12 protein-coding genes and 5 pseudogenes are annotated in these 13,271 nt (G+C 68.9%); 10 read left to right on the top strand and 7 right to left on the bottom strand.

Features of this window, described 5'->3' with window-relative positions; genetic code table 11:
- The first annotated feature begins 45 nt into the window (after positions 1–45).
- On the top strand, positions 46–246 hold the full coding sequence (locus tag ACIRL2_RS49970; protein ID WP_395874431.1) for a tetratricopeptide repeat protein: 201 nt from the start codon (positions 46–48) through the stop codon (positions 244–246).
- Positions 247–277: 31 nt separating this feature from the next.
- Here the strand turns inward: ACIRL2_RS49970 and ACIRL2_RS49965 are convergent, their stop codons facing one another.
- Both ACIRL2_RS49965 and ACIRL2_RS49960 read right to left on the bottom strand, forming a co-directional pair.
- Positions 278–670 (bottom strand): helix-turn-helix domain-containing protein, encoded by a 393-nt coding sequence (locus ACIRL2_RS49965; protein WP_395874433.1) that lies wholly within the window; start codon positions 668–670, stop codon positions 278–280.
- A complete protein-coding gene (locus ACIRL2_RS49960) occupies positions 667–1,191 on the bottom strand; it encodes a replication/maintenance protein RepL (protein ID WP_395874435.1) in 525 nt (174 codons plus the stop codon). Before ACIRL2_RS49960 ends, ACIRL2_RS49965 begins: the two co-directional genes overlap by 4 nt.
- Before the next feature lie 1,470 nt (positions 1,192–2,661).
- On the opposite strand from ACIRL2_RS49960, the gene ACIRL2_RS49955 reads away from it, so the two are divergent.
- Together ACIRL2_RS49955 and ACIRL2_RS49950 are read left to right on the top strand one after the other, a co-directional pair.
- Positions 2,662–3,960 carry a hypothetical protein gene (locus tag ACIRL2_RS49955; protein WP_402242209.1) on the top strand — a complete coding sequence of 433 codons (1,299 nt, stop codon included), beginning with the start codon at positions 2,662–2,664 and terminating at the stop codon, positions 3,958–3,960.
- A gap of 62 nt (positions 3,961–4,022) precedes the next feature.
- The gene (locus tag ACIRL2_RS49950) at positions 4,023–5,177 is read left to right on the top strand and encodes a NucA/NucB deoxyribonuclease domain-containing protein (RefSeq protein ID WP_402242207.1); all 1,155 of its coding nucleotides are present in this window, start codon (positions 4,023–4,025) and stop codon (positions 5,175–5,177) included.
- Between the two features lie 105 nt (positions 5,178–5,282).
- On the opposite strand, the gene ACIRL2_RS49945 is transcribed toward ACIRL2_RS49950, so the two are convergent.
- Both ACIRL2_RS49945 and ACIRL2_RS49940 read right to left on the bottom strand, forming a co-directional pair.
- Positions 5,283–5,657, bottom strand: coding sequence for a hypothetical protein (locus ACIRL2_RS49945; protein ID WP_402242204.1), 375 nt, complete (start codon positions 5,655–5,657; stop codon positions 5,283–5,285).
- Positions 5,658–5,774: 117 nt separating this feature from the next.
- Positions 5,775–6,278 carry a transposase family protein gene (locus tag ACIRL2_RS49940; RefSeq protein ID WP_402242201.1) on the bottom strand — a complete coding sequence of 168 codons (504 nt, stop codon included), beginning with the start codon at positions 6,276–6,278 and terminating at the stop codon, positions 5,775–5,777.
- A gap of 297 nt (positions 6,279–6,575) precedes the next feature.
- Between ACIRL2_RS49940 and ACIRL2_RS49935 the strand changes: the two genes are divergently transcribed.
- From ACIRL2_RS49935 to ACIRL2_RS49925, 3 genes and pseudogenes are all read left to right on the top strand, one after another.
- Positions 6,576–7,259, top strand: coding sequence for a hypothetical protein (locus tag ACIRL2_RS49935; protein ID WP_402242199.1), 684 nt, complete (start codon positions 6,576–6,578; stop codon positions 7,257–7,259).
- A gap of 116 nt (positions 7,260–7,375) precedes the next feature.
- Positions 7,376–7,708 (top strand): annotated as a pseudogene (locus ACIRL2_RS49930) (hypothetical protein); the annotation flags it as partial.
- A gap of 100 nt (positions 7,709–7,808) precedes the next feature.
- Positions 7,809–8,120: pseudogene (locus tag ACIRL2_RS49925) on the top strand (hypothetical protein); the annotation flags it as partial.
- A 254-nt stretch (positions 8,121–8,374) separates the two neighbouring features.
- Here the strand turns inward: ACIRL2_RS49925 and ACIRL2_RS49920 are convergent.
- Complete coding sequence (locus tag ACIRL2_RS49920; protein WP_402242197.1) at positions 8,375–9,721, bottom strand: hypothetical protein; 1,347 nt, start codon at positions 9,719–9,721, stop codon at positions 8,375–8,377.
- Between the two features lie 248 nt (positions 9,722–9,969).
- On the opposite strand from ACIRL2_RS49920, the pseudogene ACIRL2_RS49915 reads away from it, so the two are divergent.
- Both ACIRL2_RS49915 and ACIRL2_RS49910 read left to right on the top strand, forming a co-directional pair.
- A pseudogene (locus tag ACIRL2_RS49915) lies at positions 9,970–10,407 on the top strand (Tn3 family transposase); the annotation flags it as partial.
- 43 nt (positions 10,408–10,450) lie between these two features.
- Positions 10,451–10,522, top strand: a pseudogene (locus tag ACIRL2_RS49910) (hypothetical protein); the annotation flags it as partial.
- A gap of 63 nt (positions 10,523–10,585) precedes the next feature.
- Here the strand turns inward: ACIRL2_RS49910 and ACIRL2_RS49905 are convergent.
- A complete protein-coding gene (locus tag ACIRL2_RS49905) occupies positions 10,586–11,524 on the bottom strand; it encodes an AraC family transcriptional regulator (protein ID WP_402242194.1) in 939 nt (312 codons plus the stop codon).
- Positions 11,525–11,683: 159 nt separating this feature from the next.
- On the opposite strand from ACIRL2_RS49905, the gene ACIRL2_RS49900 reads away from it, so the two are divergent.
- Together ACIRL2_RS49900 and ACIRL2_RS49895 are read left to right on the top strand one after the other, a co-directional pair.
- Positions 11,684–12,244: an NADPH-dependent FMN reductase gene (locus tag ACIRL2_RS49900; RefSeq protein WP_402242193.1), complete on the top strand. Its 561-nt coding sequence runs from the start codon at positions 11,684–11,686 to the stop codon at positions 12,242–12,244.
- A 52-nt stretch (positions 12,245–12,296) separates the two neighbouring features.
- On the top strand, positions 12,297–13,022 hold the full coding sequence (locus ACIRL2_RS49895; protein ID WP_402242190.1) for a VOC family protein: 726 nt from the start codon (positions 12,297–12,299) through the stop codon (positions 13,020–13,022).
- Positions 13,023–13,071: 49 nt separating this feature from the next.
- Here ACIRL2_RS49895 and ACIRL2_RS49890 read toward each other — a convergent pair.
- A pseudogene (locus ACIRL2_RS49890) lies at positions 13,072–13,271 on the bottom strand (transposase); the annotation flags it as partial.

The following is a 13,271-nucleotide window of genomic DNA, read 5'->3' as shown; positions in this document are numbered from 1 at the left end:
GGGTCAGGAGTCGTTCGCGTTCCTCGGTCAACCCTCGAAGAGCAAATGCGGGTACTGGGCGTCGACTATCCGAACACGCTGGGCTCCCGCAACAATCTCGCGGGCGCCTACGAGTCGGCGGGGGACCTGGGGCGCGCGATTCCGCTGCACGAACGCATCCTCGAAGTCGCCGAGCGGGTGCTGGGCGCCGGTCATCCGTTGATTGCGGTGGTGCGGGCGAACCTGGAATGGGCGCGGTCCACGTAGCGATTGCGATGCCGGCCGGCGGCATCCCGATTCAACTGACCGCGGACAGCGGTGGAGCGTGACCCACCCTCGGTGGGGGTTGTACGTACAAAGGCACGGTGATGTCGGGGATGTCGTCGCGGCGGACGGCCTCGATCGCGGCGTGCTCGTAGTCCTCGCTGGACGCGTAGCCCGCGATCAACGGGTGCAGGCGCTTGGCTCCGCGAGCGCCGATGACGAGGTTGCGTTCGCGCAGGGTCCGCATGCTGCGGGAGACGGTGACCTGGCTGATTCCGAGCGCTGCGGCCATGTCGACCTGGCTCTCGAGGATCGACCCTCCGGGCTGCTGGACGGACTGGAGGCGGGCGAGGACGCGCATGGCCGCCGGGGGGAGGTCGAGGTCGGGCAGTATCGACCACAGCGCTGTCGACGAGTACAGCATCACGTCGTCCCCTTCTTCCTGCTCCTCGGTGCCGGCATCTCCGGGACGCAGACCTCGTCCGGGAACCCCGACGCCAACGCCAGCGCCCGCGCGTCCGCCAATGTGGCCCTCTGCGCGTTCCCGTTGCCCATGTAGGCGAGCAACGGATTCACCTGGTATACCCCGCGCTTCACCTTCCGCACCCAGTTCAGCATGCTCAGGCCGGTGAGCTCGGTCGACACGGTCGACCGCGGGATGCCCAACGCGTCGGCGATCGCCTGCTGGTTCATCCCGACCAGCGACTTCTGCTGCCGTCCGATCATGTACAGCATGATCGCGCACTGCCTCGGCGAGACGACCCTCGCGGCCACGGATTTCGCCAGGACGTTCGCGAGGTAGTCGTTGCTGACCAACGAGAAGCCCTCGTCGCCCAGCATGTGGTGCGGGGACCGGTAGTGCAGGTCGACCGAGACCCGGTCCACCGAGCGGGGAACCCGGGGGGCCTTCGTGACGATCGCCTCGGTGATCGCCTGACCCAGGCTCACCCGCCGCGGCGGCTGACCGGGGCCCGGCGACGGGGACGGATCCGTCCGCGACGGCGATACGGGGATCGGGCGTGCAGGCTCGGTCACTCGGGTCCTCCCAGGGATCTCACCCCGGCGACGATAGCGATCTTTACCCCCGTGGTTATGGAACTTGCCCCCCGCTGTTAAGTCGTGTCGCGATGTGTCGACCCAGGGCCGACACATCTCCGACTGATGTGTCGCACGCGGCCGGCGCTGGCCGGCCCGTCACCGTCCACCGCCGGCGAGTGATGGGCGGCCGTCCGTGCCGCAAGTCGGCACAGCAATCGGGGAGTTAACCATGGGGGTTAAGTCAAGCGGAGATATGTAAGCCCAGCACGACACATCCATCAGAGATATGTCGTAGCTGTCACGACATACCGTTTCGCAAAGCAGCAGGTCAGACCCCGAATTGGCCGGTTCGCCTCTCAAAGAACCCGACCCGGGCGCGACGTAACGTCCGCGTTCCGCCGACGACCCACGTTCGCCGAAACGACAACGACGCCGTCGACTGGACCGGCTCGCCGTCCTCGGCGACCGTGCCGTCCATGCTCACCAGCGCCTGCGGCGGCCGCTGTTCCGTATCGCCTGCCGGCGCCATGGCACGCGGGGCGCGCCATCGGGGGGCGTTCCGCCGCCCCCCGATCCCCCCAGGCGGTTCGTGCCGTCCCGCAGGGCCCCCGTTCACGCCCGGGTCGTGCGCCGCCGGTCGAGGCTCGCGCTTCACGTGCCTACGTTCGATCGGGCAGGCAACGGGTCTGGTTCGAACGGCGAAACTTGCGGACACCCAGAAGGACCTTGCGTCCAGCCGCAAGTTCTCCGACGGAATGTCGTGTCCTGCGCTCGACATTTCCATGTGCCAAGGTCCGGCGGCCCCGACACGATCGAGCCCCATGGCGGTGACACCCACACCCTGCGCGAATCGAGGTGGGAATGCGGTCGGGTGGTCGGCGCGGTGCGTTTCGCCCATGTGCGGGACGACGCCTGACCGCGCTTGCATCCCTGTGGTGGAGATCCGCGTGTGCCGAGTAGGTGGGCCGGGGGGTCAGAAGCCGTTGCTGTATCGAACGTGGCGTCGATTTATAGGACTTGGCTTCTCGTTGGGGCGATCTCGGCGTTGGCTGCGCATGTGGCGAGTTCACGCCATCGAGGACCGTGTCGGTACCGCGTCGGGCACGGTGGGATCCGGAGAAGGTGATCGATCGTGGCTGAGGCCGGCTCCGTGTCGTGCTCGTGGTCTTCGAGGAAGGGTCCTCTCGTCGGTGCCCGTGGCCGTGTTCGGGCGGATCAAGGAGGTCCATTCGCGGCGGCCGTTCGGATGATTTCGGGTGTGGACCGTCCCATTCTTCCGACCGGTTGGGTGATTCTGGGCTCGGTGGTCCCGGTGTGAGGGCAGACCGCTCGACGAGGGAAAGGGGAAGCAGGGTGGCATCGGATCGGGGCAGGCGCCGGATGGCTCTGACGGCCGCGGCCGCGGTTGTGGTGACGGCGTCGCTGCCGCTCCTGCCGGGCGGCCCGGCGCAGGCGCAACCGCCCGCGCCCACGCGAGTGTCGGCGTTGTCGGTGTGTGCGGACGAGCCGCGGGATGCGGTGGCGCAGGTGTGTGCGGATCCGGCGGAGAACATGTACGGCGTCTTCCTGACGTTCGTCCACCGCCCGGTGGCGTACGGTGCGGGTTCGGATCCGGCGGGGGAGGCGTACAACAGCACCCGGATGTTCACCGGGGACGATCTCGGTCGCTCGTTCGAGATGGGCCTGCGTGCCCGCAACGACCCGGGCGGGACGCGGTATCAGCCGTTCTGGGCCAATCACGGCGAGAGCTACGAGTTCCACGCGATCGGCCCGGAGAGGGACGTCGCGGACAACCGCTTCCACAGCTGGATGGCCGTCCCCGCGTGCTCCGGCTGTGCCGCCTGGCGCGTGCATTACGACTTCAACCCGGTGGGGGAGACCTCCGGGCAGGGCGCGCCGTTCGTCCGGCACACCGTCACCGGCTGGGACCTGCCCGCCGAGTACGCGCAGAGTTCGTTTTCGCAGACGCAGGACCGGATCCGCTACCTCAACGGCAACGGCCAGTTCCTGCGCCACCCCACCGCGCACCTGAGCGTCCGCGCCCCGGCCGGGAACTGCGAACCCGGCGCCGACCCCGCCTACTGCTTCCGCTTCACCACCGCACTGAACACCACCGCCGACCACCTCGTCTCCTGGGACGTGGCCAAGGACGTCGTCACCCCCACCCCACGCACCACCACCCGCAGCACCAACCCCACACCACCCGAGGCCGGTTCGCCCGCGCCCACCGTCGCGACCCTCAACGGAGTCGACCAACACGCCCTGCACACCTGCGCGAACACCGAACCCGACACCTGCCTCGACCACGTCCCCGGCCTACGCGCCTGCATCGACACCGGCCTGCCCTGCAACGCCACCCCCGAACCCGCGACCGACCAGGCCACCCGAACCCACGACGCGATCGACACCCAGGACCAGGCCCTGGCCACCGCCGCCCGACTGCGCCCGGGCACCGACCCCGACACCCACGCCCACGCCCACGCCGCGACCCTCCCACCCGGCACGGCCCAGGGCCAGGACACGGTGGGGCAGCGCCCCGTGTGGGTGGTGACCTCGAACACCGGCCGCATGCGTGCCTTCACCGGTGATCGGCGCGAACACACCGGCTACCGCCTCATCTTCGACGCCTGCACCGGCGCCCTCGTCCACGCCTGCCTCGGCCCCACCTGCACCCCATGACCCCCACCGCACCCACTACTCCCCGCCCCCGCGTCCACGACCGCGACTTCCGGAGGTCACGCGTGACACCACCCCGCCCGCGGCCGCGCCGCCGCGCGCTGCGCCGCGTTCTGGTCCCGGTGGTCGCGGCCCTGCTCACCCTCGCCGCGGCCCCCGCCGACACCACCCCCACTGCCGCCGCCGGTTCGGCCGGGATGGGGCCGGCGGCGCGGGCGGCCCTGGCGGCGGACCTGCGCCAGGAGTGCGCCCGGCACCCCGCCGAGGCGGCGTCGCCGACGGGGTGGGTGAGGAGCCGGTTCGAGGTGTGTGTGCATCGGCGGCGGGAGGTGGTGTTGGTGACGAAGGACCGGCCGCCGAAGCGGCTGGGCACGATGTGGTTCGACGAGTGGCAACTCGGCTTCGCCTACGACGGCGACCGCCGCGTCGACTTCGTCTCCAGCCTGGAGAACATCGAGGCCTCGACCGTGCCCGGGCAGGACGCCCGCACGTGGCCGATCCGCGTCACCTACAGCGCCACCGTCTCCGACGGCGGCGGCGCCGACATCGTCCGCCCCACAGGCCAGGACCGCACCGATCTGTGGGGTGCGTGGGACGCCCGCCCCCAGACCGTCCTGACCTACACCTCGCCCGACGGAGCGGTCACCACACCCTTCAAGAAACTGTTCGCCACGATGCTGGTGCGGTTCGAGGTCACCGGTCCGCCCGGCGCGGATCCCTACGTCGACGAACGCAGCGCCGTCCTCCGGGTGCGGTTCGACTCCGCCGGACGCGTCGCGGGCAAGACCCGCGGCACCGTCTTCCCCGACCACAAACCCACGTTCGCCGTCGGCCTGGGCAACCCGGACGAGGACGAGAGCGCCCGCCACATCGACGACGCCCTGCGCCACCCGGTCAAGACGTTCCCCCCGACCGTCGGCAAGAACGTCCCCGCCGAACTCCACCGCCTGATCGACCCCGCCCTCCAGGAACAGAACCGCGCGGCCGCGGGGAAGGTGTGCACCGAGGTGTGGGGGGACTGGGCCGGGCAGCGCCTGGACTGCGACGAGTACCCGTTCGCCGCGACCAAGGAGGGCGCCTCGCTCAGCGGCGGGCACTTCTCCGCCCGACTGATCGACCGCGACGACAACCAACGCGTCGGCAGCCGGTTGGGCAGCACCTTCTACGGCGAACACCGCATGCTCGACGGCGACGCCTTCCTCGTCACCGTCGTCCCCTGATCCGGGGCCGAGCCCTACAGAGTGCACCGGCGGCAGGCGGGGCCCGAACACGCGCCGGCGGGACCGGACCGCGTCGCGCGAAGCCGGCCCGGCGGCGCCCCGGTGCTATCTCCTGAACGCGGCGGGGACGTCGTAGCGGGGGACGAGGTACCCGCCGCGTTCGTCGTCGTGGCCGACCGCTCCGACCGCGACCAGGCGCCGGGCGGCGTCGAGGACCTGGTCGACGTCGGTCGGTGCGGCGTCCTCGCCGGGCAGCGGGATGGGCTGCTGCTCCAGGCACCGCAACACGAGTGCGGCCATGGTGCGTTCCCCGCGGGCCGGGATCAATCCGTGTCCCAGCGCCCACAGGGATTTGGCGGCGTCGACCTCGATCGGCTCGCCGTCGAAGTCGAACCGGTACGTCGACGGGAACACCCGACCGCCGATCACCTCGACCCGCTCCCGGAACACCACACCCCGCGTGAACGACGGCGCCTGCACCCCCGACCGCGCCGTAGGGACACCACTCGCGCGCACCCGACCTCTACGACCCATGCCCTGTGCACTCCCCCGCCGACGCGGCGGCCACGCCTACACGGCCCGGTCGGCCGCCGAGGTCTATTCGTCCAGTCGCAGGCGGCCCCGCTCGTCGATGTACGCGTCGTAGATCTCGCCGTCCAGGACCACGCCGTCGATGACGACCTCGACGTCCTCGTCGACGTCCAGGAACACCACGCCGTCGTCGTCGGTGTACGCGTCTGAGCGGCGAGGTCGGGATGGTTGAGTTCGGCCAATCGCGGCCAGTCCATGCGGTCGCCGTCCTCCGCGAAGCGTGGCGACCTGCTCACGTAACATGATGCGGGGGCAGGCCGAGGTGGGGCAGACGAGCCGGCGGAGCCGCGCCGAAACGACAACCCGACGGGCGTCGACGGGGACATCAGTCACCGTGCGTTCATGGAAGGCGTGCACCCGACCAGTCCGACCGCCGCAATCCGGGCAATCCACCGGACCGGCAGGCGTCCGGGCCCGCACCCGAATGATCTCGCCCTCGTCGGCCTCCTCAACCACCAGCGGCCCAAGCCCCGAAAACACCACACCCACAAGCTCGTTCGCGTTCAGCACCCGCACATGATCACGGACTTACAGTCCGTCACCACCGGATATGAGGCAGACCCGTTAGTTTTGCAGCCCCAACCAGTGACCACCAGCACCACTCGCTGCGCAGTACTCATGGGCACATCGTGGGGGCGGCATCCCATAGGCACAAGGCAACACGACCTCGGTGAGGTCCGGAGGGGCTCCGGCCGCGCAACGTGGCGGCGGGACACTTGGGCGTCGACTTTCGGAGGAACGGGCGCAGGAGCGTGCCGGGTTCGAGCGGCTGCGGGGGCGGCTTCCGGGCCCGGGCACAATGTGTGCGTGATCGATCCTTTGACCATCGACGTGGACGGGTTTCTGATCGATTGGTGCGGGCCGCCATTGGCGCCGCCGCGTGACCTGCCCGCTTCGTGTCGGTGGTTGCCGGAGCCGTTGCGGGACTTGCACCGACTGGTGTCGCGTTGGCCGGGCCCGCGACCGTACTTCGGCTTGTTGAACATGCGCGATCCCGAGGAGATCGAGGCGAAGGGCCGGGCGGTCACGTTCATGTCGGACCCCACCGGGGACTGGTTGTGGGCGTTCGATCTCGACGATCCCGACGTCGTCTACGACCGCGAGCTCTACGAGGGGTGGGAGGAGGTCGACGAGAGCCTGTCGGTGTTCCTGCGCCACGCGGTGGTGCAGGAGGCGATGTGTGTCGGCTCGGCGCGACGATGGGGCGAGGTGCCGCGGGATCGGCTCGAGGACGTCCTCGCCCCGATGACCGAGGTCGCCTTCGGCGCGTGGCGGTGGCCGGGACCCGGTCGCAGGATCTTCATGAACGACGGCTTGGTGGCCGAGGTCCTCTCCTTGGAGGGACCCGGTATCTCCCGTCCTGTGCCGGGGTTGGTGGAGGTGTCGATCGCGGCCAACACCCCCAAAGGTCTGGCGTACCTGGACGCCGTCGCCGAGATCCCGGGACTGCGACGGGCGGATCCGCCCCGCTCGTTGTCGCAAACACCGTGAACGCGGCGGCGGTCTCGCCGACGTTCGGCGCAGGCGATGCTCGGCCGGGTCGTGTCGCCGGCCTCCTCCGTGGCCTTGACGCCGTAGCGGCGTCGATCGCCGACCTGTTGGTGTCGATGGACCGCATGCCGCCGGTGTGGGAGCAGGCGTTCCGTTCCGTCGACCGCGCGCCGTTTGCTCCCGATCGGGTGTGGCCGTTCACCTACGACGGCCAACAGCACGCAGTCGACGACCGCGCCTTGGACCCCGTCGCGTGGGGAGAGGCAGTGCGCGCCAACACCGCCCTGGTGACCCAGTGGGACGCCGGCCGCCACACCGGGCCCGCCCCGGGCCTGGTGGCGTCGTCGTCGGCATCGATGCCCTCCGCCGTCGCCGACATGCTCCTGGACCTCGACATCCACGGCGGCGAACGCGTCCTGGACATCGGCACCGGGACTGGCTACACCGCTACCCTCCTCGCCGCCCGCGGCTGCGCGGTGACCACATCGAGGTCGACGAACACCTCGCCGAACAGGCCCGCAAGAACCTCGCCCGGCCGGATACCCGAACGTCGTCGTGATCACCGGCAACGGCGTCCAAGGCCACCCCGCCGAGGCCCCCTACGACCGGATCCACGTCACTGCCGGAGTCCGACACATCCCCGCAGCCTGGCTCGAACAGGCCGCCCCAGGCGCGATCCTCCTGCTCCCGTGGGGGACCGACTACAGCCCGCTCGACGCGGCGCTGCACCTGGCGACCGTCCGGTCTCGAAGGCAGTCACGTCGGATCGGGGTCTCGGTCGAAGGTGCGGGCGGCCGCTCGCACGCGCGCCGATGGATGTTCGCCGACCAGTGCGCGCACGGTTGGGTCTCCGACGAGTAGGGATGTCGGCGGCGCCGCGTCGAGTGCCATGAGCGGTACGCCGGCCGAGGGATGGCCGAGTGCCGCGCGCAACCCGGCTTCGACGACAAAGCCGGCCGGTCGCGCGGACAGTCCTCTGAACGCGGCGGCGGCATCCATGCGGACGTGCGGGTCGCGGTCCATCGAAACCAGCGGGATCAGCATTGCGAGTAGTTCGTCTCGCCCGGCCACGCGCACCATGGCGACGGCGCCGACACGGTCCTTCCGTTCGCCTCTCAAACGGCGAGTGAGGCGGTCCGCCACGGCATCGGGAGCAAGAGTTCCAGGGCCACCGCCAGGCAGTCGTATCGATCCGCCACCCGCTCGCCGTCCGCATCCAGCGCGAGGGAGTCGTTCATGCGGCGCACGAGCGCGCAAAGCTCGTCGCGTGTTTCGGGAGCCAGCTGGTTCACCGCGTCAGCCAAGGTGTCGAGGGCAACGACGGACTGCCGCGTCAGCAGATGCGTCGACGCCAAAGCCCGAAATACAGTCGGCCACGCCGCGTGTTCCGGGAATCGGAGGCCGAGATGTACCAGCGTGTCCAGCGGCGCGTCCGGGCGAGAGGTATGGGTTCCCTGCTGTGCCTGGGCGATCAGGGACTCGACGACCTGCGTGTGGTGCTCGATCGCCGCGTGTGCGGTGTCCACGTCGAGCAGGTCGAAGCTGTTCAACGCCGACAGCGCACGGGCTTCGCCGCGGGCGGCCCCGGCACGCAGACGGTCGACCACCGGGGCGGTGGGTTCGGTGAGTGCCCCGAGCATCGCATGCGCAAGGCGGGTGTGCTGCAAGGCCAGAGCCGTGTCTTGCCAGGCTCGGGTGGACGCCGCGTTCGGCTCAAGGCGGCACCCGAAAAAGTCGATCATATCGGCCAGTTCGTCGTGCAGCCGAGGGGAACTTGTTGCCCACTCCAGGACCGCGTCGGTCAGGGCGGCACGACCGCAGGCACTCGCGGCCGCACCCAGGCCGCTCAGGGCCCGCAATGCGTAGAAGCGCACCTTGAACGTCCCGCCCGTTCGGCGTTCCAGATCCTTCGGATTCGCCATAAGCGCCAGGCAATGAGTGATCGCCGCGTCGGCCGCCGCCTCGGGAAGCAGGTCACCCGCACGATGCCACAAACACAAATCGCCCCTGCCCACGCTCCGCGACCAGCGTTCGGGGGCGACTTGCCCCACCATCCGGCACAGGGCCACCTCGTTCGCGAGGACGGCCAGGGCCGCGTTCTTGAGCAGTTCGCGGTCGGGCGCGCTGTCCGCGCCGGCTTCGGCCCGGGCTGTGATCAGGACGCGCATCGCCTCCAAGCGCGCGGTCCGGCCTCGGTGGAGGGCGTCGTCGTCGCCTTCTTCGGCAGCTGCCGGACAGACGAGATGAATGCGCTCGAAGGCGAGCTGACTGGGGAGCAGCGGCTGGAGCCGCTCGGGTAGAAGCGACCGCTCAGACATGCGTTTGAGAATACGTATTGCGGCCGTCGCCCGGTACTGCGCCAACCGGAGAGCCACCGCAAGAAGGGCCACTGCTCTCGACGACGCGCCGCCGCACGCGGGGAGCCCGACGAAGCGCCCAATATTGCCGTTGGCGGCGATCACCGGCCACCCCGGCGTGGTCCCCGCGGTGGGTTCTCCCCGGACGGTGGTTGCTGACCGGCGGCGATCACGCGGTGTGCCGGTTCGCGAGGCCACCGGGCGGCCTCGCGAGGTGGGCCACAATCGCATCGGCGCCTACCGATCCAAGTGCCCGACTATCGCTGTCCACGGCCAATCAACGCTGACCGCAGCAGCAGCTGTGACAGCCGGCGATCGATGGCCGGAGGCGCTCGGAACACTGCTGGTCAACGGTGGGGCGGTCGTCCGACCAGCACTCCTTCTTCGGCACGAAGGTCATCCTGGCCACCCACCGCCAGGCCCACCACGTGCTCGACGAAATCCTCGGCAACGCCACCGACCTGCCGATCACCGAGCACGCGACCGACACCCACGGTGTGACCCTGGTCAACTTCCGGCTCTTCGACCCGGTCGGCAAGCAGCTCTCCCCGCGCATCCGCGACCTGGGCAGGATCACCCTGTACCGGATGGGCGCGAAGGCCGACTACGAGGAACGCTTCCCGACCGCCGGGCCGCTGCTGACCAAGAAGGCCAGCCTGGACCCGGTCGCCGACCACCGGGACGACCTGCTCCGTCTGGCGGGTTCGCTGAAATACGGACACACCACCGCCTCCCTGATCGTCGGCAAACTGTCCGCGTCACCCCGACAGAACACGCTGGCCACCGCGTTGAAGGAGTACGGGGGCAATCCGCAGAACGATCTACGCGAAATACGTGTCGGACGAAGGCTACCGCCGCAAGATCGCCCGCCAGCTGAACAAGGGCGAGTCCCTGCACGCCCTGCGGCGTCAGCTCCACGAGGGCAAGATCGCCGGGCGTCGGTCCGAGCAGCAGGTAGCCACCATCGACTCAGCGGAGTCGAAGCGCACGGTGCCGGCGACGGTAGGTGCCGGGCGCCGCTCCGTGCATCCTTTTGAAAGCGTTGGAAAACGCGAACTCCGAGGTGTAGCCGACCCTTTGGGCGACGATTCCCACCGGTTCGTCCGAGTCGCGCAGGATCTGCGCCGCTGCGCCCATCCGCGACCACGTGAGATAGGCAAGGGGTGGCCGGCCGACCAGGGCGGTGAACCGGCGAGCGAACGCGGCGCGTGACAGCCCCACTTCCGTGCCGAGGTCTTCGACCGTCCATTGCCGCCCCGGGTCATTGTGGATACTGCACAACGCCGTGCTGATCGCCGGATCGTTCAATGCCGGGCCCCAACCGGGCCCTGTGCCGTGTTCCTGGTACCAGGCGCGCAGGACGTACAGCAGCAGCGCGTCGAGGAGAGCACGGAGAACACCGTCCGACCCGATGCCCGGGTGTCGGAGTTCGCCGCTGATCTGGTCGATGGTGACGCGCAGTGTGGGGCGTTGTCCCAGGTGGGCGGGCAGGTGAATGATCTCGGGGAGATCGTTCAGCACTGGATGGCATTGCGCGCGATCGATCGGATACGTGCTGCTGAGCAGCACGGTCGATGGCGGTGAGCCATCCGTCTGGTCGGAGCCGACGTGCTGTGGGAACCGGAACTCGCCTTCTGACGACGGGGATTCGACCCCGGGGAGCGGGGTGTCGGGGTGGTCGGCCGTTTCGTGCCTGCTCCCGTGCGGCAGCAACACCACATCCCCCACACCGAGTGCGATCGGTGCACCGGCCGGGGTGATCAGGTGGCAGGTGCCTTGCAGGATCACGTGCAACTCCGCGCCGGGGACCGGCGGGTGGAGCCGTCTCCACGGCGCGCGGCACTCAATGTGGAGATAACGCGGCGGCCCGGTGCGCGTGGCGGCGAGTACTTGAGTGAGCACATCCATGCCGTCACCGTACTGCGCGTCTTGGTGTCACGACGTGGAGAAGACGATGACGCATAAATGAGCGGGTTTTGAGCATGGTTCATCTCTCACTATCAACGTACGGTCCTTGCTTGACAACGAACCGTGTCCGTCGTGTGCAGAGGGAAAAGAGCGCCAACCATGATCAAGGTGGGAATCATCATCGCGAGTACTCGTCCGGGGCGAGTCGGCGAGACCGTGGCCCGCTGGGTCCATGAGGTCGCCGTCAAGCAGGGCGGCGCGGAGTTCGAACTGGTGGACTTGAAGGACGTCGGCCTGCCCCATCTGGACGAGCCGGTCCCGGCACTGATGCGGCGGTACTCGCAACCGCACACTCACCGGTGGGCCGCCACGGTGGCGTCGTTCGACGCGTATGTGTTCGTCACGCCCGAGTACAACCGCACGTTCCCGGGCGCGCTGAAGAGCGCGATCGACTTCGTGTACGCGGAGTGGAACGACAAATCGGCCGGATTCGTCGGCTACGGCACGAATGGCGGGGTGCTCGCCGTCGAGCAGCTGCGCAACGTGATGGGCGCCCTCGGGATCGCCGCCGTACGCGACCAGGTGGCCCTATCGCTCCACAACGACTTCGTCGACTTCACCGCTTTTGAGCCTCAGGCCCATCAGGAGGACGCGGTCGCCCGCATGCTGGACGCGGTGATCGCCTGGGGCGGGGCGTTGAAGCCGTTGCGCGACGCTTGATCGCGGTTCGCGAAGGTTGGGTACGACAGCACGCCAACGAGGGAGCAACCTGATGGGCGACCTGGGTGAATTGCATGAATTCTGCTGGATGGACCTCAAGACCCACGACATCCCCGGAGCCGCCGCGTTCTTCTCCGCGGTGCTGGACTGGCAGTTCGCGGTGGATGAGAACGACTGGCGCCGCGCAATCAAGATCACGGTCGATGGATGCCCGATCGGCACGGTGAGTGACCTTGCCGATCCGATCTACCCGCCCGGCACTGCGGCACACCTTGCGTACTACATCAGGGTCGATGACGTCGATCACCGCGTGGAACTGGCGACAGCGAACGGTGCGCAGCTTGTCCTCGCCCCCTTCGACGCCGGTGACCAAGGCCGGATGGCGACGCTGATCGACCCGGACGGCGCGGTGTTCTCCCTGTGGCAGGCCAATAGGTTCAGTGGCTGGCGGATCCCTCCGCAGACGGCGTACGCCCCGCAGCGGATGGTTCTGGCCGGTGCTCGACACCGCCGGGCCGAGGACTTCTATCGTCAGGTGCTTGGCACCGGTTTCGCACGCAGTGACTACCGCACCGCGACCGAATCCGCCGACAGTACTGCGCGCTGGGAACTCGCGGTCGCTGCCAAGGACCTGCGAATGGTCGCCGCCCGAGTGCGCGATCACGGTCGGGGCGCGTTCGCCTGGTCCGAGCACGCGGGCCGGCCTTGTCTGCATCTGGAGAGTCCACAGGGGCTGACCCTGTGGATCCTTAGCCTGGATCCACCGGTCGGTTTTTGATGTGATTCTTTGAGAGGGCGTTTAGTGTGGGCGAATTACTCCTTATGCCCTAGTAGGGTCCTTGCCAGGTGGTGTGGTCTCGTCCGTGATGCGCTTGGCGAGGTTGTCGATCGCGGCGACGTGGATCATGGCTTCGGAGCCGGCGGTGAGGGTTTCGTAGTCGCGGGCGAGACGTCGGTGCATCATGATCCATCCGATACTCCGCTCCACTACCCAGCGCCTTTTGAGGACGTGGAATCCGCGAACTCC

The organism is Embleya sp. NPDC127516 (assembly GCF_044765325.1).
Classification (GTDB): Bacteria; Actinomycetota; Actinomycetes; order Streptomycetales; family Streptomycetaceae; genus Embleya.
The sequence above is the reverse complement of the archived record's forward strand: the minus strand, read 5'-3'. Positions and strand labels throughout refer to the sequence as shown.